This window comes from Streptomyces sp. NPDC101152 (assembly GCF_044768275.1).
In the GTDB taxonomy this organism is placed as follows: domain Bacteria; phylum Actinomycetota; class Actinomycetes; order Streptomycetales; family Streptomycetaceae; genus Streptomyces.
Window position 1 is genome coordinate 208,109 of the sequence record NZ_JBIWPO010000007.1, and the last position, 19,726, is coordinate 227,834.

Annotated in this window: 18 protein-coding genes; 9 read left to right on the top strand and 9 right to left on the bottom strand. The window is 71.5% G+C overall.

Going from position 1 to position 19,726, the window contains the following annotated elements; translation table 11 throughout:
* Positions 1-32 precede the first annotated feature (32 nt).
* The 4 genes from ACIRVK_RS12445 to ACIRVK_RS12460 all read left to right on the top strand — a co-directional run bounded on the left by ACIRVK_RS12445 (position 33) and on the right by ACIRVK_RS12460 (position 4,249).
* On the top strand, positions 33-2,552 hold the full coding sequence (locus ACIRVK_RS12445; protein ID WP_404245972.1) for a nitrate- and nitrite sensing domain-containing protein: 2,520 nt from the start codon (positions 33-35) through the stop codon (positions 2,550-2,552).
* The gene (locus ACIRVK_RS12450; RefSeq protein ID WP_404245973.1) at positions 2,549-3,022 is read left to right on the top strand and encodes a roadblock/LC7 domain-containing protein; all 474 of its coding nucleotides are present in this window, start codon (positions 2,549-2,551) and stop codon (positions 3,020-3,022) included. The genes ACIRVK_RS12445 and ACIRVK_RS12450 overlap by 4 nt, the downstream gene beginning before the upstream one ends.
* A gap of 22 nt (positions 3,023-3,044) precedes the next feature.
* Positions 3,045-3,458, top strand: a complete 414-nt coding sequence (locus tag ACIRVK_RS12455; RefSeq protein ID WP_404245975.1) for a DUF742 domain-containing protein — start codon at positions 3,045-3,047, stop codon at positions 3,456-3,458.
* 185 nt (positions 3,459-3,643) lie between these two features.
* The gene (locus tag ACIRVK_RS12460) at positions 3,644-4,249 is read left to right on the top strand and encodes a GTP-binding protein (protein ID WP_404245977.1); all 606 of its coding nucleotides are present in this window, start codon (positions 3,644-3,646) and stop codon (positions 4,247-4,249) included.
* 7 nt (positions 4,250-4,256) lie between these two features.
* On the opposite strand, the gene ACIRVK_RS12465 is transcribed toward ACIRVK_RS12460, so the two are convergent.
* Positions 4,257-4,685: a PPOX class F420-dependent oxidoreductase gene (locus ACIRVK_RS12465; protein ID WP_404245979.1), complete on the bottom strand. Its 429-nt coding sequence runs from the start codon at positions 4,683-4,685 to the stop codon at positions 4,257-4,259.
* 96 nt (positions 4,686-4,781) lie between these two features.
* On the opposite strand from ACIRVK_RS12465, the gene ACIRVK_RS12470 reads away from it, so the two are divergent.
* The gene (locus ACIRVK_RS12470; protein ID WP_404245981.1) at positions 4,782-5,195 is read left to right on the top strand and encodes a roadblock/LC7 domain-containing protein; all 414 of its coding nucleotides are present in this window, start codon (positions 4,782-4,784) and stop codon (positions 5,193-5,195) included.
* A gap of 124 nt (positions 5,196-5,319) precedes the next feature.
* Entirely contained in the window at positions 5,320-6,243 is a 924-nt protein-coding gene (locus ACIRVK_RS12475; protein ID WP_404245983.1) for a DUF6397 family protein, read from the top strand.
* Between the two features lies 1 nt (position 6,244).
* Here the strand turns inward: ACIRVK_RS12475 and ACIRVK_RS12480 are convergent, their stop codons facing one another.
* Entirely contained in the window at positions 6,245-7,111 is an 867-nt protein-coding gene (locus ACIRVK_RS12480) for an acyl-CoA thioesterase (RefSeq protein ID WP_404245985.1), read from the bottom strand.
* Between the two features lie 19 nt (positions 7,112-7,130).
* Positions 7,131-9,644 carry a DEAD/DEAH box helicase gene (locus ACIRVK_RS12485; protein ID WP_404245987.1) on the bottom strand — a complete coding sequence of 838 codons (2,514 nt, stop codon included), beginning with the start codon at positions 9,642-9,644 and terminating at the stop codon, positions 7,131-7,133.
* A gap of 145 nt (positions 9,645-9,789) precedes the next feature.
* Here ACIRVK_RS12485 and ACIRVK_RS12490 point away from each other — a divergent pair, with 145 nt between their 5' ends.
* Complete coding sequence (locus tag ACIRVK_RS12490; RefSeq protein WP_404245989.1) at positions 9,790-10,584, top strand: metal-dependent hydrolase; 795 nt, start codon at positions 9,790-9,792, stop codon at positions 10,582-10,584.
* A 56-nt stretch (positions 10,585-10,640) separates the two neighbouring features.
* Here ACIRVK_RS12490 and ACIRVK_RS12495 read toward each other — a convergent pair whose 3' ends face one another.
* The 5 genes from ACIRVK_RS12495 to ACIRVK_RS12515 all read right to left on the bottom strand — a co-directional run bounded on the left by ACIRVK_RS12495 (position 10,641) and on the right by ACIRVK_RS12515 (position 15,778).
* Positions 10,641-11,120 carry a carboxymuconolactone decarboxylase family protein gene (locus ACIRVK_RS12495; protein WP_404245991.1) on the bottom strand — a complete coding sequence of 160 codons (480 nt, stop codon included), beginning with the start codon at positions 11,118-11,120 and terminating at the stop codon, positions 10,641-10,643.
* Between the two features lie 97 nt (positions 11,121-11,217).
* Complete coding sequence (locus tag ACIRVK_RS12500) at positions 11,218-11,478, bottom strand: type B 50S ribosomal protein L31 (RefSeq protein ID WP_404245993.1); 261 nt, start codon at positions 11,476-11,478, stop codon at positions 11,218-11,220.
* A 32-nt stretch (positions 11,479-11,510) separates the two neighbouring features.
* Positions 11,511-11,981, bottom strand: a complete 471-nt coding sequence (locus ACIRVK_RS12505; protein WP_404245995.1) for a DUF5709 domain-containing protein — start codon at positions 11,979-11,981, stop codon at positions 11,511-11,513.
* A gap of 231 nt (positions 11,982-12,212) precedes the next feature.
* Positions 12,213-13,994, bottom strand: a complete 1,782-nt coding sequence (locus tag ACIRVK_RS12510) for an ABC transporter ATP-binding protein (RefSeq protein WP_404245997.1) — start codon at positions 13,992-13,994, stop codon at positions 12,213-12,215.
* On the bottom strand, positions 13,991-15,778 hold the full coding sequence (locus ACIRVK_RS12515) for an ABC transporter ATP-binding protein (RefSeq protein WP_404245999.1): 1,788 nt from the start codon (positions 15,776-15,778) through the stop codon (positions 13,991-13,993). Before ACIRVK_RS12515 ends, ACIRVK_RS12510 begins: the two co-directional genes overlap by 4 nt.
* A 199-nt stretch (positions 15,779-15,977) precedes the next feature.
* On the opposite strand from ACIRVK_RS12515, the gene ACIRVK_RS12520 reads away from it, so the two are divergent.
* Complete coding sequence (locus ACIRVK_RS12520; RefSeq protein ID WP_404246001.1) at positions 15,978-17,573, top strand: peptide-N4-asparagine amidase; 1,596 nt, start codon at positions 15,978-15,980, stop codon at positions 17,571-17,573.
* 140 nt (positions 17,574-17,713) lie between these two features.
* Positions 17,714-19,072, top strand: a complete 1,359-nt coding sequence (locus ACIRVK_RS12525; protein ID WP_404246003.1) for a cation:dicarboxylate symporter family transporter — start codon at positions 17,714-17,716, stop codon at positions 19,070-19,072.
* 102 nt (positions 19,073-19,174) lie between these two features.
* On the opposite strand, the gene ACIRVK_RS12530 is transcribed toward ACIRVK_RS12525, so the two are convergent.
* Positions 19,175-19,633, bottom strand: coding sequence for a MarR family winged helix-turn-helix transcriptional regulator (locus tag ACIRVK_RS12530; protein WP_404246005.1), 459 nt, complete (start codon positions 19,631-19,633; stop codon positions 19,175-19,177).
* Positions 19,634-19,726: the final 93 nt, after the last annotated feature.

Genomic DNA, 19,726 nt, shown 5'->3' on the forward strand with positions numbered 1-19,726 from the left:
CACGCCCCGAACCACTCCTGAGCGAGGAGTCCATGCGTACACCCCGTAGGAGCCCCACCACCGGCGCCGAGGCGCCGCCCTCGCCGCACGCGCGCGGCCGGCGTGCCCATGCGGGACCACCGGCCGACGAGAGCCCGCACGAGCTCCCCGGCACGGTGCCCGAGGACTCTCCCGCCCGCCCGGCGCGCTGGCGAATACGGCCGCGCACCGTCCGGGCCAAGATCGTCTGTCTGCTGATGGTGCCGGTCGTCTCGTTGCTCGCCCTGTGGGCCTACGCCACCGTCACCACCGCCCAGGACGTCTCCAGGCTGCGGCAGTTGCAGCGCGTCGATTCCGAGATCCGCACCCCCGTCGCCACGGCCGTCGCCGCACTCCAGGACGAGCGCACGGCGGCGGTGCGCTACGCCACCGACCCCTCGGCCGGGCAGAACGGCGACTACAAGACGCTCGCGGACCGCACCGACCGGGCCGTGGCCGCCCTGCGGCTCGGCGACCACGACACCGTCGCCGACGGCTCGGAACTGCCCGCCGGAGTGGCCGAGCGGCTGAAGGCCTTCGTCACCGGCGCCGGGCAACTGCGTGCCGTGCGCACCGCGGTGACCGACCGTCACACCGGCTGGGCCGAGACGTACCGGCAGTACACGAAGACCATCGCCACCGCCTTCGCGGTGGGCGGCGCCCTGACCGGTATCCAGGACGCCGACCTCGGCTCCGACGCGCGCGTGCTGCTCGAGTTCTCCCGCGCGGGAGAGGCGCTGGCCCAGGAGGACGCCGTGCTGGCCGGCGCGCACACCACCGGCGCCCTGGGCGGCGTACGACTGCGGCTGTTCACCGGCGCCGTCAACACCCGTCGCACCTTCACCGAGGCCGCTGTCGCCGACCTGAGCGGCACCGAGCGAGGCGCCTGGCAGGCCCTCGCCGGCACGGGCGCCTACGCGGCCCTGGGCACCGCGGAGGACCGCGTCGTCGACGGCACCCCGGGCCCGCTGGCGGCGACGGCACCGCGGGGCATCTGGACCGACGCCCACGCACGCGTGCAGGACGGCATGCGGACCATTGAGGCGAACGCCGGACGCGGGGTCGCCGACCGGGCCGACCCGTTCACCCGCGGACTGCTCACCTCTGCGGGCGCCGCCGTGCTCCTGGGCCTCGCCGCCGTGGCCGCCTCGCTGGTCATCTCCGTGCGCATCGGCCGCGGCCTCGTCGTCGAACTGGTCGGTCTGCGCAACAGCGCCCTGGAGATCGCCCGCCGCAGCCTGCCCGAGGCCATGCGCAGGCTGCGCGCCGGCGAGGAGATCGACATCCAGGCCGAGGCCCCGCCCGGACCGCCCGCCGAGGACGAGGCCGGCCAGGTCGCCGAAGCCCTCACCACCGTGCACCGGGCCGCCCTGCGGGCCGCGATCGAGCGCGCCGAACTCGCCAGCGGCATCTCCGGGGTGTTCGTCAACCTGGCCCGCCGCAGCCAGGTCCTCGTCCACCGCCAGCTGAGCCTCCTCGACAGCATGGAGCGCCGCTCCGACGACCCGAACGAACTGAGCGACCTCTTCCGCCTCGACCACCTCACCACCCGCATGCGCCGGCACGCCGAGAGCCTGATCATCCTCTCCGGGGCGGCACCCGGCCGCGCCTGGCGCATGCCGGTCTCCCTGACCAACGTCGTGCGCGCGGCCGTCTCCGAGGTCGAGGACTACGCGCGCGTGGAGGTACGACAGCTCCCCGAGGCGGCCGTCGTCGGCGCGGCGGTCGCCGACCTCACGCACCTGCTGGCCGAACTGGTCGAGAACGCCGCCCAGTTCTCGCCGCCCCACACGCGCGTGCGCATCACCGGCGAGCCGGTCGGCAACGGCTACGCCGTCGAGGTCGAGGACCGCGGCCTGGGCATGGGCAGCGAGACCCTCGCCGAGGCCAACCGACGCATCGAGCAGTCCGAGGCGCTCGACCTCTTCGACAGCGACCGGCTCGGCCTCTTCGTGGTCAGCAGGCTCGCGGCCCGCCACGGCATCAGGGTGCACCTGCGCACCTCCCCCTACGGCGGCACCACCGCGGTCGTCCTGCTGCCCACCGCACTCCTGCACGGCGGAGCGGCGGAACGTTCCCCCCGCCGGGCCGCCGACACCGAGCGGCCGACGGAACGCGAGTACGCGCGCGTGCCGGGCGCAGCGCAGGCCCAGGAGTCCGTGCCGGCCCTCGCCGAGCGGCCCGCCCTCGCGGCCCCGGCACCGGCCGGGGTGGAGACGGCGTCCGAAACCCCACCCCCCGGAGTCACCACCTTGCGCCTGCACCGCCCCGAGGACGACAGCGAGGACTCCGACGACCTGCCCCGCCGGGTACGTCAGGCCAGTCTCGCCCCCCAACTGCGTGAGCAGCGGATCGGCGAACCCGCCCCGCAGGCCTCCGCCGTCCGTGACGACCAGCGCACCCCCGAGATCGTGCGGGACCGCATGGCGGCCTACCGCGACGGCTGGGCGCGCGGTGGCGGCAGGCGACCCGGCCGCGGTGCCACACCCGATTCCACAGCGCGCAGCGACAGCAGCGAAGGAGATCGCGCATGATCCAGGACCCGAGCACGAGGGCCGACATGGGGGTCCCCCCGCTCGAGCGGAACCGGGAGTGGAGGAGGTCCGGTGAACTCGACTGGCTGCTGGACGACCTGGTGCTGCGTGTGACCGAGGTCCGGCACGCGGTCGTGCTCTCCAACGACGGACTCGCCGTGGGCGCGTCCAGCGATCTGCGCCGCGAGGACGCCGAACACCTCGCCGCGGTCGCCTCCGGTTTCCACAGCCTGGCCAAGGGGGCCGGCCGCCACTTCGGCGCCGGCGGGGTGCGTCAGACCATGGTGGAGATGGACGACGGCTTCCTGTTCGTCGCCGCCGCAGGCGACGGCTCGTGCCTCGCCGTGCTCACCGCCGTGACCGCCGACATCGGACTGGTGGCGTACGAGATGGCCCGCCTGGTCAAACGCGTCGGCGAGCACCTCTACACGGCGCCGCGCGTCGCCGCGCGGCCTCCCGCGGCCGGCTGAGGCGAGAGGGCGGTCCGCGCACATGACCGAGGACAGGACCGGCGCCCCGCCCCGGCCGGGCAGCCAGTGGTACGACGGCGAGGCCGGGCCCCTCGTGCGCCCGTACGCCATGACGGGCGGGCGCACCAGGCCCGGTCCCACCGGGGTCCGCTTCGACCTGATCGCCCTCGTCACCCTGGACGCCGGCGCGCCCGGCTTCGACGACGCCACCGCGCTCGGGCCGGAACACCGGGCCCTGATCAACCTGTGCCGCACCGAGACCCAGTCCGTCGCCGAACTGGCGGCGGGCGCCGACCTGCCCGTCGGCGTGGTCCGGGTGCTCCTGGGCGACCTGCTGGAACTGGGGTGCGTCACCGTCAGCCGTCCGGTGCCGCCCGCGCAGCTCCCTGACGAACGGATTCTGCGCGAGGTGATCGAGGGGCTGCGGGCGCTGTAGATGAACGTTCACCACGACCCGCGCACATCCGGTCCCGACTTGTGCACCCGCATGGACACCGAACAGGTACCACACGGTCGCATCGGGCGAAAAGCGGTCCGATCCCCCCGAGAAGGGACGCAGTTGTCATGATGCTGATGTCGACCGACGTCGACCGTCGCCGGCACTCCCGAGAGAAGTGATCCATGGTCTCCGAGCACTCCGACGCCCAGGACGGCGAGACGGCCGCGCTGGCGTTGAAGATACTTGTCGCCGGCGGCTTCGGCGTGGGCAAGACCACCCTGGTGGGCGCGGTCAGTGAGATCAGGCCGCTGCGCACGGAGGAACTGCTCAGCGAGGCAGGCCAGTGGGTGGACGACACGGACGGCGTGGACCAGAAGGTCACGACCACCGTGGCCATGGACTTCGGCCGCATCACCATCCGCTCCGGCCTGTCGCTCTACCTCTTCGGCACGCCCGGACAGGACCGCTTCTGGTTCCTGTGGGACGAACTGTCCCAGGGCGCCCTCGGTGCCGTGGTCCTCGCCGACACCCGGCGGCTCGAGGACTGCTTCCCCGCCGTGGACTACTTCGAGCACCGGCGGATCCCGTTCGTGGTGGCCGTCAACTGCTTCTCCGGCTCCCGTCGTTACGGGGTCCCGGACGTCTCGCGCGCTCTCGACCTCGACAAGGGGACACCGGTCGTGCTGTGCGACGCCCGTGACCGCGACTCCGGCAAGGAGGTGCTGATCCGGCTCGTCGAGTACGCCGGGCGGATGCACACCGCCCGGCTGCTCGACTCGGTGGGCTGACGTGGCCTCAGTCCGCGACCGCCTTCTCGGCCAGGACCTTGTCGATCGCGACCCGCACGAGCAGTTCGCCCGGCACGCCGTTGCGGGCCCCGAACTCCTCGGCCCGCTCCTCGCCCATGTACCGCGCTCCGATGCGGGTGGCCCAGTACCGCACCTCCTCGAGGTCCTCCGAGATCCGGGCGCGCCCCTGCAGCACCACGAAGTCGTACGGTGGCCGGTCGTCGTCCACGCACAGGGCGGCCCGCCCGTCGCGGGCCAGGTTCCGCCCCTTCACGCTGGTCTTGCCGGTGTTGAACACCACGTCGTCGCCGTCCAGCACGAACCAGATCGGCGTCACGTGCGGGCTTCCGTCGGCGCGCACGGTCGACAGTTTGGCGGTGCGGGTGCCCTGCGAGACGAACGCCCGCCATTCCTCATCGGTCATCTTCTGTGCCATGCCCCTATCCTCCTTGCCCGCGGGCGTGATGGTGGGGAAGGGTGGCGGGGGAGATCCTCCGGCCAGGGGGAGTCGTCACACGGGGAGATCTGAGACATGGCGCAGAACCAGACACTCGGCTGGCTGCTGGACGATCTGACCGAGCGCGTCGAACACGTACGGCACGCGCTGGTCCTGTCCAACGACGGGCTGGTGACGGGCGCGAGCACGGGACTCAGGCGCGAGGACGCCGAGCACCTCGCCGCCGTCTCGTCCGGGCTGCACAGCCTGGCCAAGGGCTCGGGACGCCACTTCGGCGCCGGCAGAGTACGCCAGACGATGGTCGAGTTCGACGACGCGGTGCTGTTCGTCACCGCCGCCGGGACCGGCAGCTGTCTGTGCGTCCTCAGCGCCGCGGAGGCCGACATCGGGCAGATCGCCTACGAGATGACCCTGCTCGTCAACCGCGTCGGCGAACACCTCGACGTGGAGGCCCGACAGCCCGACCGGTTCCCGACACCGGACTCCTGACCAGCGGGTTTCCGTACTCCCGCGGAGTTATCCACAGGCTTGCCACGCGATCCGCCGAAGCGGCTACGGTTTTTTCCGAGGCCGCGCGGACTGCGCGGTACACCTACTCCACGGGGGAGTGATCATGTCGGCCGACGTCGTCATGCCAGCACACGGCACGTCCTGCACGCCGAGCCGCGCGGCGCGGGAACTGGGCCTGAAAAGGGGCGAGTTCGACCTCGCGGTCAACCTCGGCTGTATCCGGACCGTGCCCGACGAGGGCGGAGGCGGCCGGCGGGTCGCCCGCACCGAGATCGACCGGCTGCGGGCCGCCGACGGATTCCCCGAGACGCTGCTCGAACGCGTCAGGACCGTGGGCACCAGAGAAGCCGCGGACATCCTCCATGTACCGCCCGGCAGGTTCACGCGGCTGGCCCGGCTCGGCGCGGTCCGGCCGGTGAAGTTCTATCTGAACCGGTACCGGGCCGTGGTCTGGCTCTATCTCGCCGAGGAGGTACGGCAGTTCGGGGCCGACGAGGACAACGCGTACATGCTGAGCGGCCGTACGTCGCCCGGACACCGCAAACTGCTGGACGAGGGCCTGGACGTGCGGGCGCGCAACTGGCGGGCACGGTACGTCGGATACCTGCGCCGGCAGGCCCACGGCCACCCATGGGCCCGCGCGGCGGCGGTCGCCTCCGTCCTCGACCCCGTCGAGGTGGCCGACGCCGTCCAGGACCCGTACGAGCGCGCCCACTTGAACCGTTTCCTGCCCAGGCCGCTCACCTACGGCGCACCCGGCTCGCCCGCCGCGCAGCTCACCGAGCGGCTCATGACGGCGAGTGACCCGGACGAGATCGGCTGGCTGCGTGCCGACCTGACGCACGCCGTGAACGAGGCCCGGGCAGAGCAGCCCGCGCCCCGCCCGGCCCCGAAACCGAGGCCCGCCCAGGCGCCGGAACAGCGGCAGCCCGCACAACCGGCGGCGGACCGGCCGAATGGGCCCGGCCCCGAGGAACCCTGGCGCCACCATGGTCTGCTCGGCTGGCTGCGCCGCAGAAGCACGTGACCTACAGCGGCCGGAACAGCCCTTCCTGGACCACGGACACCAGCAGCCGGCCCTCCAGGTCGTAGATCCGCCCGCGGGCCAGGCCCCGGCCGCCGGTCATGATCGGCGACTCCTGGTCGTACAGGAACCACTCGTCCGCGCGGAAGGGCCGGTGGAACCACATGGCGTGATCCAGGGACGCGACGTCGAAGCTGCGCGGCCCCCACAGGGGCTGCACCGGGATGCGCACGGCGTCCAGGAGCGTCATGTCGCTGGCGTAGGTCAGGGCGCAGGTGTGCACGACCGGGTCGTCGCCGAGCGGTCCGACCGCGCGCATCCACACGGCGCTGCGTGGCTCGGCGTCCTTGATCTCCTCCGGGGCCCAGCGCAGCCGGTCCACGTACCGGATGTCGAAGGGCTGGCGACGCGCCATCCGCTCCAGATGCTCCGGCAGGGTGCCGTGGTGCTCCCGGATCTCCTCGGCGACCGTCGGCAGGGACTCCGGGGCCGGGACCTTGCGGGCCGGCGACAACTGGTGCTCGAAGGGACCTTCCTCGGGCTTGTGAAAGGAGGCGGTGAGATTGAAGATCGTGCGGCCCTGCTGCACCGCGGTGACCCGGCGGGTGGTGAACGACCTGCCGTCGCGCACCCGCTCGACCTGGTACACGATCGGCACGCCCGGACGGCCCGGGCGCAGGAAGTACGCGTGCAGCGAGTGCACCGGGCGTTCGCCGTCGGTGGTGCGGGCGGCGGCGACCAGCGCCTGGCCCGCGACCTGCCCGCCGAAGACCCGTTGCAGGGACTCGTGGGGGCTCAGGCCACGGAAGATGTCGACTTCGATGCGCTCCAGGTCGAGCAGGTCGACCAGTCTCTCGGCCGGATTCGTCATGGGTGCGTTGCTCCTTGGCTCACAGCTGGCCGACGTCGGTGACACGGACGACCGCACGACCCTCCGCGTCGGAGGCCGCGAGGTCGATCTCCGCGCTGATGCCCCAGTCGTGGTCGTCGTTCGGGTCGTCGAAGATCTGGCGGACGCGCCACAGACCGTGCTGCGGCTCCTCCCGGATCACCAGCAGTTTGGGGCCACGGGCGTCGGGCCCGGTGCCGAGGTCCTCGTACTCGTCCCAGTACTTGTCCATCGCCTCGCCCCACGCGTCGGCGTCCCAGCCGGACTCGGCGTCCATCTCGCCGAGCTCCTCGACCTGGTCGAGTGCGGCGAGCTCGACGCGGCGGAACATCGCGTTGCGGACCAGGACCCGGAAGGCGCGCGCGTTCGCGGTGACCGGCTTGACCTCGTCGGCCTTCTCCTGCGCCTCCTCGGCGGTCATCTCCTCCGGGTTGGCGAGCTGTTCCCACTCGTCCAGCAGGCTGGAGTCGACCTGGCGGACCATCTCGCCGAGCCACTCGATGAGGTCCTGCAGGTCCTCCGACTTCAGGTCGTCGGGGATGTTGTGGTCCAGGGCCTTGTAGGCGCTGGCCAGGTAGCGCAGCACGATGCCCTCGGTGCGGGCCAGTTCGTAGACCGACACCAACTCCGTGAACGTCAGGGCGCGTTCGTACATGTCACGGATGACGGACTTCGGGGACAGCGGATGGTCGCCGACCCAGGGATGGCTCTTGCGGTACGTGTCGTACGCGTGGAAGAGCAGTTCCTCCAGGGGCTTGGGGTAGCTGATGTCCTGGAGGCGCTCCATGCGCTCCTCGTACTCGACGCCGTCGGCCTTCATCGCCGCCACGGCCTCGCCCTTCGCCTTGTTCATCTGGGCGGCCAGGATCTGCCGGGGGTCGTCCAGCGTGGACTCGACGACGGACACCATGTCCAGGGCGTAGGACGGCGACTCCGGGTCGAGGAGTTCGAAGGCGGCGAGCGCGAAGGTGGACAGCGGCTGGTTGAGCGCGAAGTCCTGCTGCAGATCGACCGTCAGACGCACGATCCGGCCGGTGGCGTCCGGTTCGGCGAGCTTCTCGACGATGCCGCCGTCCAGCAGCGAGCGGTAGATGGCGATCGCCCGGCGGATGTGCCTGAGCTGCTGCTTGCGCGGCTCGTGGTTGTCCTCCAGCAGGTGGCGCATCGCCTCGAAGGCGTTGCCCGGGCGGGCGATCACCGACAGCAGCATCGTGTGGGTCACCCGGAAGCGGGAGGTCAGCGGCTCCGGCTCGGAGGCGATGAGTTTCTCGAAGGTGCTCTCCGTCCACCCGACGAAGCCCTCCGGCGCCTTCTTGCGCACGACCTTGCGCCGCTTCTTGGGGTCGTCGCCCGCCTTGGCGAGCGCCTTCTCGTTCTCGATGACGTGCTCGGGCGCCTGCGCGACGACCAGGCCCGCCGTGTCGAAGCCGGCCCGCCCGGCCCGGCCGGCGATCTGGTGGAACTCACGGGCGCGCAGGGTGCGCACGCGGTTGCCGTCGTACTTGGTCAGCGCCGTGAACAGCACGGTGCGGATGGGCACGTTGACGCCCACCCCCAGCGTGTCGGTCCCGCAGATGACCTTCAGCAGACCGGCCTGGGCGAGCTTCTCCACCAGGCGCCGGTACTTGGGCAGCATGCCGGCGTGGTGCACCCCGATGCCGTGGCGGACGTAACGGGAGAGGTTGCGGCCGAACTTGGTGGTGAAGCGGAAGTTGCCGATCAGCTCGGCGATCTGCTCCTTCTCCTCCTTCGAGCACATGTTGATGCTCATCAGCGCCTGCGCCCGCTCCACCGCCTGCGCCTGCGTGAAGTGCACGATGTAGACCGGCGCCTGCCTGGTCTCCAGCAGGTCGGTCAGGGTCTCGGTGAGCGGGGTGAGCTGGTACTCGTAGGAGAGGGGCACCGGACGGGTGGCGGAGCGGACCACCGACGTGGGGCGGCCGGTGCGGCGCGTGAGGTCCTTCTCGAAGAAGGACACGTCGCCGAGCGTCGCCGACATCAGGATGAACTGCGCCTGCGGCAGTTCCAGGATGGGGATCTGCCAGGCCCAGCCCCGGTCGCCCTCCGCGTAGAAGTGGAACTCGTCCATGACGACCTGGCCGACGTCCGCGTGCCTGCCGTCGCGCAGCGCGATCGACGCGAGGACCTCGGCGGTGCAGCAGATGACGGGGGCGTCGGCGTTGACGGAGGCGTCGCCGGTGAGCATGCCGACGTTCTCGGTGCCGAAGAGCTTGCACAGCTCGAAGAACTTCTCCGAGACCAGCGCCTTGATCGGAGCGGTGTAGAAGGTGACCTCGTCCCGAGCGAGCGCGGCGAAGTGGGCACCCGCCGCGATCATGCTCTTGCCGGAGCCGGTGGGGGTCGACACGATCACGTTCGCGCCGGAGACCACCTCGATCAGCGCCTCCTCCTGGTGGGGGTAGAGCGTCAGACCGCGCTCCTGGGCCCACGACTCGAAGGCTTCGTACAGGGCGTCGGGGTCGGCGGTCTCAGGCAGCTGATCGATGAGTGTCACGCACCCATCTTGCCTGTCGTCCTCCTCCATGGGGGAATCGGATGCGAGGTCGAAGATCACGAGCAGTACGCTGTGTCGCCGACGGAGCGTCAGCGCACCCGGTCAACTGGACAGCGGCACACGAGGAATGGGGCGGGCAACGGCCATGATGGGACCAGCACACTCACTGTCGGGCGCCGCGGCCTGGCTCGGCGTCGGCGCCGCGGCCGCCGCGGCCGGACACCCGATGCCCTGGCCCGTCCTCCTGGTCGGCGCCCTGATCTGCGCCGGAGCCGCCCTCGCCCCGGACCTGGACCACAAGGCGGCCACCATCTCCAGGGCCTTCGGTCCCCTTTCGCACGGACTGTGCGAGATCGTCGACAAGCTCTCCTACGCCGTCTACAAGGCGACGAAGAAGCAAGGCGACCCGCGTCGCTCCGGCGGCCACCGCACGCTCACCCACACCTGGCTGTGGGCCGTCCTGATCGGGGCGGGTACGTCGGCCGCCGCCATCGAGGGTGGCCGCTGGGCGGTCCTCGCCATCCTCTTCGTCCACATGGTGCTGGCCATCGAGGGCCTGCTGTGGCGGGCGGCCCGCGGCTCCAGCAGCGATGTCCTGGTCTGGCTGCTGGCCGCGACGAGCGCGTGGATCCTCGCAGGGATCCTGGACAAGCCCGGCAACGGCTCCGACTGGCTGTTCACGCAGCCGGGCCAGCAGTACCTGTGGCTGGGGCTGCCGATCGTGCTGGGCGCGATCATGCACGACATCGGGGACGCCCTGACCGTCTCCGGTTGCCCGATCCTGTGGCCGATACCGGTGGGCCGCAAGCGTTGGTACCCCATAGGCCCGCCCAGGTTCATGCGGTTCCGGGCGGGCAGCTGGGTGGAGCTGAAGGTGCTGATGCCGGTGTTCATGCTGCTGGGCGGCGTGGGCTGCGCGGCGGCGCTGAACTACATCTGAGACGGCCGCCGGCCGGGGTGGGGGCGCACAAGCACGGCCCCACCCCGGGGGCCCCGTCAGTCCCTCCACTGCTGGGCCGGGGACACACCGGGCAGCGGCCGGCCGATCAGGGCGAGCGGGATGTAGAAGAAGACCTGGCCGATGGCGATGATCAGGGTGGCCAGGGCCCTCTCCTCGTAGTGCTCGGCGGCCTGTGCGTACAGCTCGTCACTGACGCGCTCGCCGTGCGGGTTCGGCGTGAGCACCGCCTCGACCAGGGCGAGGGCCACCCGCTCGGCGTCGGTGTAGTAGGGGGCGTCCTTCCAGGTGGCCACGCCCATCATCCGCTCGTCGGACTCGCCCGCCGCCCGCAGGTTCCCGGTGTGCAGGGCCGTCAGATACGTGTTCCCGACCAGCTGGCCGGCGCGCAGCTGCAGCAGGCCGATGGTGCTCTGCGGGACGGTGCCGTTGCCGGTGGCCTTGAACAGCGCTCCGTTGACGGGACCGAACTCGGGAACCAGCTTGAGCGGGTTGGACAGACGCGAGTGCTTGGTCATGGTGTTGCCTTCCGTCGATCTCGGGATGCTCTCGTCCGACTGACGGATCCCGAGGGACGGATGTGACCGGCTGACGCCAATTTTTTTCGGACGCCCCTCAGGCGCCCTGACCTGCGCCGGAGCCGTAGCGCCGCTCGAACTGGGCGATCCGCCCCTCCGAGTCCACGGTCCGCGCCTTGCCGGTGTAGAAGGGGTGGCTCTCCGAGGAGATCTCCACGTCCACCACCGGATAGCTCTCGCCGTCGTCCCACTCGATGGTCTGGTCGCTGCTCGCGGTGGACCGGGTGAGGAAGGCGTAGCCGGCGGCGCGGTCGCGGAAGACGACGGGGTGGTAGTCGGGGTGCTTGTCCTGCTGCATGCCTGCTCCTTGCCGTGCGCGGTGAAGGTGGGTCAGCCGGACAGCGCGTCCTCGTCGACGATGTGCATGGCGGCCTCCTCGGCGGAGGCGGCCGCGCCGTCGATGCCCACGTCGGTGGCGATCAGCGCGCTCTCCTCGTCCTCGTGCGCGCCCTCGTCGGGTGCCACGAGCCGGCCGGAGCGGGCCGCGCCGACCTCGTTGTCCAGGAGTTCCCCGTCGGTGCCGTCGCAGTCGCCGAGGCCGTCGCCGTCGGGCGCGGCGAGGTCGGGCACCTCCTCGGCGAGCCGCTGGTCCAGGGTCTCGCCGGCCCGCCGCTCGGCGGCCGTCACACCCAGGTGTTCCACGGCCAGGGGCCGTTCGGGAGGGGACCAGCCGCGGTCCAGGGGGTCGGTCACACCGTCGTACTCCAGGGTGTCCTCGGAGTCGAGCAGCCCGGTGTCCTCCCGCTGATCGTCCCCGTCGGGCTGGTAGACGTCGTCTCCCCATCCGTCGGCGTTGTTCACGGGTACCTCCAGGTGGGTGGGGACCGGCCCTCACCGCGTCGATTGTCGCCGCGCGGCGCGGAGCACAGGCTGTGCCGGGGACACGTCCACGGTCCCCGGGCACTCCCCGAACCGGTGCCGATATCCAGACTTCCACCCCCGTTCGCCACCGCGCAACGGCACGGGACGAGGAGGCGCCGGGGACCGCAGCGAACGCGGCCCTCGCCCTCCACACTGCCCGCGCACCTTGCCTCAGCCGTGCCAGGACCGCCACAGCGCCGCGTACGCGCCCTCGGCCGCCACGAGCTCGTCATGACTGCCCAGCTCGGTGATGCGGCCGTTCTCGACGACGGCGATGACGTCGGCGTCGTGGGCGGTGTGCAGCCGGTGGGCGATGGCGACCACCGTGCGGCCGTCGAGCACCCGGGCCAGGGAACGCTCCAGATGCCGAGCCGCACGCGGGTCAAGCAGCGAAGTCGCCTCGTCCAGGACCAGCGTGTGCGGATCCGCCAGGACCAGCCTGGCCAGCGCGATCTGCTGGGCCTGCGCCGGGGTGAGCGTGAGCCCGCCCGAGCCGACCTCGGTGTCCAGGCCGCCGTCCAGCGCACGCGCCCACCCGTCGGCGTCGACCGCGCCCAGAGCCGCCCACAGCTCGGCGTCGTCCGCTTCCGTCCGGGCCAGCAGGAGGTTGTCGCGCAGGGAGCCCACGAAGACGTGGTGCTCCTGGTTGACCAGGGCCACGTGCGCGCGGACGCGCTCGGCCGGCATCCGGGACAGCTCCGCGTCGCCGAGGGTGACACGCCCGTCCCGGGGCGGGTAGATGCCGGCGAGCAGCCTGCCCAGGGTGGACTTGCCCGCGCCCGACGGGCCGACCAGCGCAAGGCGGGTGCCCGGGGCGACCTGGAGGGAGACCTCGCGCAGCACGTCCACCCCGTCGCGGTAACCGAAGCGCACCTCCTCCGCCCGCACGTCCCGTCCACGCGGGTCCTGCGACTGGTCCCCGGCCTGCGGCTCGATGTCCCGCACGCCGACCAGCCGCGCCAGCGACACCTGGGCCACCTGCAGCTCGTCGTACCAGCGCAGGATCAGGTTCACCGGGTCGACGAGCATCTGCGCGATCAGCGATCCCGTCGTCAGCTGACCCACCCCGATCCAGCCCTTCAGGACGAACACGCCGCCGATCATCAGGACCGAGGCGAGGACCGTGGCATGGGTGAGGTTGATGACGGGGAAGAGCACGGAGCGCAGCCACAGCGTGTAGCGCTCCCAGGCTGTCCACTCCCGCACCCGGCGGTCCGACAGTTCGATCCGGCGGTCGCCGAGACGGTGGGCCTCGACGGTACGCCCGGCGTCGACGGTCTCGGCGAGAGCGGCGGCCACGGCGGCGTACCCCGCGGCCTCGGAACGGTAGGCGGACGGCGCCCGCCGGTAGTACCAGCGGCAGCCGACCACCAGCAGCGGCACGGCGGCCAGCACCGCGGGCGCCAGCGGCGGCACCGTGACGACGAGTCCGCCGAGCAGCAGCAGCACCCACACCACGCCGATCGCCAACTGCGGCACGGCCTCCCGCATCGCGTTGGCCAGCCGGTCGATGTCGGTCGTGATCCGGGACAGCAGATCGCCGGTGCCGGCCCGCTCCAGGACACCCGGCGGCAGACCCACCGACCGCACGAGGAAGTCCTCGCGCAGGTCGGCCAGCATCCGCTCGCCGAGCACCGCCCCGCGCAGCCGCACCTGACGCACGAACACCGCCTGGACGACCAGCCCCAGCGCGAACAGGGAGAGGACGAGCGGCAGGTGAAGCTCCCGCGCACCGTCCGACACCCGCTGGACGAGGTCGCCCAGCAGCCACGGTCCCACCAGCGAGGCCACCACGGACGCCGTGTTGACGCCGATCAGGATCAGGAAGGCACTGCGGTGCCGGCGGAACAGCTCGGCCACATAGGCGCGTACGGTGGCGGGGGCGCCGACCGGCAGGGTGTTCGCCGTCGTCGGGGCCGCCGGGTCGTAGGCCGGTGGCGCCACGCCGATCATGCTGTCTCCTCGATCTCTTCGAGCTCTTGCAGGACGCCGCTCAGTGCGGCCTCTTCCTCGGTCTCCCGCGTCACCACGGCCCGGTAGCGGGGCTCGGTGCGCACCAGGTCGCGGTGCACTCCGACCGCCGCGACCTCGCCCTCGTGCACCAGCACGACCCGGTCGGCATGGTCCAGGAGCAGGGGCGAGGAGGTGAACACCACCGTCGTGCGCCCCTCTCGCAGTCCGCGCACGCCGTCCGCGATCCGCGCCTCGGTGTGCGAGTCCACGGCCGACGTCGGCTCGTCGAGGACCAGCACCTCCGGGTCGGTGACCAGCGACCGGGCCAGCGCGAGCCGCTGCCGCTGCCCGCCGGACAGCGACCGCCCACGCTCGGTGATCCGTGTGTCCATCGGGTCCCCGGCGTCCAACGACGCCTGCGCGAGCGCCTCCAGCACGTCCCCGCACTGCGCGGCCGCCAGCGCCTCCCGTGCGGTCACGGCACCCGACGCGGGCACGTCGAGCAGCTCGCGCAGCGAACCCGACAGCAGGACCGGGTCCTTGTCCTGGACCAGTACCGCCTGGCGAGCCGTGGTCAACGGCAACTCGTCGAGGGGCACCCCGCCGAGCAGGACGGGCGCGCCCTGCTCGGCCGGATGACCGCCCAGCCGTTCGGCGAGCAGGCCCGCTGCGTCGGGGTCGCCGCAGACCACCGCGGTGAGGCGGCCGGCCGGGGCATGCAGACCGGTCGCGGGGTCGTACAGATCCCCACGGGGAGCCTCGTCCTCCCGCACGCCCTCGGTGTCCGTGGCCCGCTCGAGGGACAGCACGCGTGCGGCCCGTTTGGCCGACGGACGGGAGAAGGAGTAGGCCATGGCGATTTCGTGGAAGTGCTGGAGCGGATAGCTCAGAACCATCACCGAGCTGTAGACGGTGACCAGTTCGCCGACGGTGATGCGGCCCTGCCGGGCCAGATGGACGCCGTACCACACCACGACGATCATCAGCACGCCCGGCAGCAGGGTCTGGACCGTCGCGATCAGGGCCCACATGCGGGCGCTGCGGACGGCGGCGTGGCGGACCTCCTGGGAGGCGCGGCGGTAGCGGTCCAGGAAGAGTTCCTCGCCGCCGATGCCGCGCAGCACGCGCAGCCCCGCGACGGTGTCGGAGGCCAGTTCGGTGGCCCGGCCCGCCTTCTCGCGCTGGACGTCCGCCCGCCGAGTGGCCCGGGGCAGCAGCGGCAGCACGGCCACCGCCACCACCGGCAGACCCGCGGCGACGACGAGGCCCAGCGCCGGCTGGTAGACCAGCAGGGCGACGCAGACCACGACCACGGTGACAGCCGCCGCGGTGAACCGGGACACGGCCTCGACGAACCAGCCGATCTTCTCCACGTCACCGGTGGACACGGCCACGACCTCGCCGGCCGCGACCCGTCGCGTCAGGGCGGAGCCGAGGACGGCCGCCTTGCGGGCGAGCAGTTGCTGGACGCGGGCGGCGGCCGTGATCCAGTTGGTGACGGCGCTGCGGTGCAGGAACGTGTCGCCCAGCGCGATGCAGGTCGCGCACAGGGCCATCAGCCCGCCCGTCAGGGCCAGTCGGGTGCCGGAACGGTCCACCACGGCCTGCACGGCGAAACCGACGCAGAACGGCAGCGCGGAGACCGCCACGAAGTGCAACAGCCCCCAGGCGAGCGACTTGAACTGCCCGCCCAGCTGGTTGCGGCCCAGCCACCACAGGAATCGAGGGCCCGAACGTGCGTCCGGCACGCCCGGATCGGGAAACGGAAGGTCTTGGATCTGCATGACGACTGACGTCCCAGTGGCTCGTGTCAGGGGGGTGGAGGGAACCGCATTCGGCGGCAGCAAACCGTGACAGACTCGCGTCGCGGCGGGCTCGGAGGCAAACGGTTTTTTGCCCGGCCCGCCGGATCCGGACGCCGCCGGCGGCCCGTCGCGGAGGCGTCATTGCCAGGAGCGGGCGACTCGCCGTAGAACACCGGCCATGAAGAGACGGATCGTCATGTTCATGCTCGCCTGGATGACCCTCCTGGCGAGTGTCCTCCTCGGGGCGGGGCCGGCCCAGTCCGCCGACGTCCCCGCCGAGTTCGGCACCGACTGGCACGACCCGGTCACCGCGGCCCCGCCCGTGCCGAGACCGCACGGCCGGTCCTGCCAAGTGACCCTCGCCGAGGCGCAGTTCCGGGACTTCACCCCGTATCGGGGCACGTACACCCCGCCGACCGGTTGCGGGGACCGCTGGAGCAGGGTCGTCCTGCGCCTCGACGGCAAGGTCAAGGGACGGCAGTACGACCGCCTGGGATATCTGCACGTCGGCGGCGTCGAGATCCTCCGCACCTCCACCCCCGAGCCCTCGCCCGACGGCATCGCCTGGTCCGTCGAGAAGGACGTCACGCGGTACAGCGACACCTTCCACGCCGCCCAGGACGTCGAGATGCTCATCGGGAACGTCGTCGACGACACGTACACCGGCGTGATCGACGTCAAGGTCACGTTGACCTTCTACGCCGGGAAACCGGCCGCCGCGACCCCCGACAAGGTTCTCACTCTCGGCGACGGCAACACGCTCACCACCCCGCGCAACAGCGAACGCGTCCTCGCCGAGGTGTACGCCACCGGATCCGGCGGCGGCTGCGAGGAGTTCTGGTACCTCGCGGTCCCCGGCAAGGCGCCGTACTCCTGCCAGGCCGACGGCGGCCCCTACCGGGAGGTCCAGATCAAGGTCGACGGCCAACTGGCCGGGATCGCCGCGCCGTTCCCGCACGTGTGGACCGGAGGCTGGTCGAACCCCTTCCTCTGGTACGTCGTTCCGGGTCCCCGCGCCTTCGACGTCCAGCCGATCCAGTACGACCTCACCCCCTTCGCGGGCCTGCTCGACGACGGCCGCCCGCACAAGGTCGAGGTCTCGGTCGTGGGCGTGCCGCAGGGGCAGAGCGGCTGGAGCGCCCCGGTCAACGTGCTCGTGTGGCAGGACGCCAAGCGGGCGCAGGTCACCGGCGGACTGACCGTGCACCGCGCGGGCGGACTCACCAACTCCTCGACGTACACCGCGGGTTCACCGGAACGCGTGGACACCGAGGCGGGTCACCGGCTGACCGTCGCCGGGTACGTCGACACCTCGCACGGCCGGGTGACGACCACCGTCCGCCGCGTGCTCGCCGACACCTCGGTGCACCGCTGGACCGACGGCGAGAACGTCGACGGGCTCGACGCCACCTGGAGCGACGACCAGTCCGTCACCGTCGACGGACCCGGGCCGTCCCGTACGACGGCCACGCACCGGACGTACACGATGAACGGCACGACCACCATCGGCGACGACGCCCGGCTGCGGACGGTACTGATGTTGGGCGACCGCGCCACGGTCGTCGCGTCGCGAGACGGGCGGCGGACGGGGTGGTCCCGGCTGGACGACACGGTGGGCGGCGACGCGACGTACACGACCGGCGTGCCACGGGATCAGCGGCGCGCCGTGGGGACGACGACGGAGCGGTATCGGCTGTACGGGTCGGGCGGGTGCTACGACCGGGAGTTGGTGAGTGTGCAGGGGGTGCTGACGGTGGATCGGGAGCGTTGCTGAGCGGGATTTACGTGTCCGCAACACAGACGTTCCCCACGGGATCAACGACACCCTGAGAGTGATCGTCACGGAAGCCGCTTTCCGTATCGCAGAAGTCTCTCCGGCTTCCGCGAGGTTGACGTCCCCCCTCAGGAGTGCCCGTGCCGCCGTCCGTTCCCTCCGTCCCGCCGGTCCCGTCCGTACCGCGACGGGTCGCACGCATACTGCGGACCTCTCTGTTCACGCAGGTCCTCTGTGCGCTGGTGCTCGGAATCGTCGTCGGAAGGCTGTGGCCCGGCGTGGCCACGGACCTCCAGCCGCTCGGCGACGGTTTCACCCGGCTCATCAAGACGATCATCTCCCCCCTCGTGTTCTGCGTGGTCGTCGTCGGCATCGCCAAGGCCGGAGACCTCAAGGCGTTCGGGCGGATCGGCCTGAAGGCGCTGGTCTGGTTCGAGGTCGCGAGCACGGTCGCCCTGCTCGTCGGGCTGCTGGCGGCGAACCTCGTCCAGCCCGGCTCGGGCATGCACGTCGACCCGGCCACGCTGAGCACCAAGGCGGTCGACGCGAAGACGGGCGGCGGTGAGCTGCCCTCGACGACGCAGTTCGTCCTCAACGCCCTGCCCACCAGTTTCCTCGGCGCCTTCGCCGAGAACTCGCTGCTGCAAGTCCTCGTCCTGGCCTGCCTGGTGGGCGCCGCGCTGTTGCACCTGGGCCACACGAAGGTGCCGCAGGTGCTGCCCGCCGTGGAGCAGGCACAGGAGATCATCTTCGCGATCGTCGGCTTCGTCATGCGGCTGGCCCCGATAGCCGTGTTCGGCGCGATGGCGGTCCTGATCGGCCAGTACGGGCTCGGTGTGATCGAGACGTACGCCAAGCTGATCGTGCTGTGCTACGTCGCCGCCGCGCTGTTCATCGCGCTGCTGGCCGTCGCCCTGCGGGCGGTCACCGGGCTCAGCCTCTGGAAGTTCCTGCGCTACATCCGCGAGGAGATGCTGCTCGCGCTGGGTACCGCCTCCACCGAGTCCGTCATGCCGCGCGTGATGCAGAAGCTGCGCAGGGCGGGCGCGCGCGACGACGCGGTGGGGCTGGTGCTGCCCACGGGCTACTCCTTCAACCTCGACGGAGCCTCGCTCTACCTCTCCATCGGCACGCTGTTCATCGCGCAGGCGGTCGGGGTCGACCTCAGCCCGGGCCAGCAGATCACCGTGGTGCTGGTCCTGATGCTCACCAGCAAGGGCATGGCCGGCATCCCGGGTTCCGCCTTCCTCGCCCTGTCCGCGACGGCCTCCTCGCTCGGCGCGATCCCGGCCGGAGCGGTGGCGCTGCTGCTGGGCGTGGACCGGATCATGGACTCGATGCGGGTGGTGACGAACCTGCTCGGCAACTGTGTGGCGGTCTTCGCGGTGTCCCGCTGGGAGAACGCGCTGGATCTCGACCGGGCGAAGCGGGTGCTGGACGGTGAGGTTCTCGTCGCCGAGGAGGCGCCGGCGCCGCGGGAGGCTTCTGTCGCCCAGTAGCTCGGGGGCGGCGGTTCGCGGGCGGCTGCGGGTGTGTAGGGGCGCGGGGAACTGCGCGACCAGCCACGAATCACCCGCAGCCGCCCACAAGCCGTACCGCCCCTACCCGCAGCGCGCCCCTCTCTCCGGGGCATCGTCCATCAGCGTGTCGAGCAAGCTGCCGAGCAACGCACGCTGCTCGGCGCTCAACGGTGCCAGGATCTCCGCCGCGGCCCCGCGGCGAGCGCTCCGTACCTCACGCAGCGCCTTGCGGCCGTCGTCCGTGAGTTCGATGCGGATCACCCGGCGATTCGTCGGATCCGGCACCCGGCGTACCTTGCCGCTCGCCTCCAGGCCGTCGACCAGTGAGGTCACGGCCCGCGGGACCACCTCCAGGCGCTCCGCGAGATCGGCCATGCGCGGGGGTGAGCCGTAGTGCGCCAGCGTGCGCAGCAGCCGTGACTGGGCGGGGGTGACGCCCAGGCCGCACTGCTCGATGTGCCGTTTCTGGATGCGGTGCACCCGGCGCGTGAAGTGCAGCAGTTGCTCGGCGAGCAGGCCCTCGGGATCGGGGGTGGTCATACGGGAACAATATCAGGACGTCTTTCATTGTGAGTATAGGTAACAATGAGCTAAGCTCCGCCAGTCTTCGTCCTCACACCTCCCGTAGGAGCC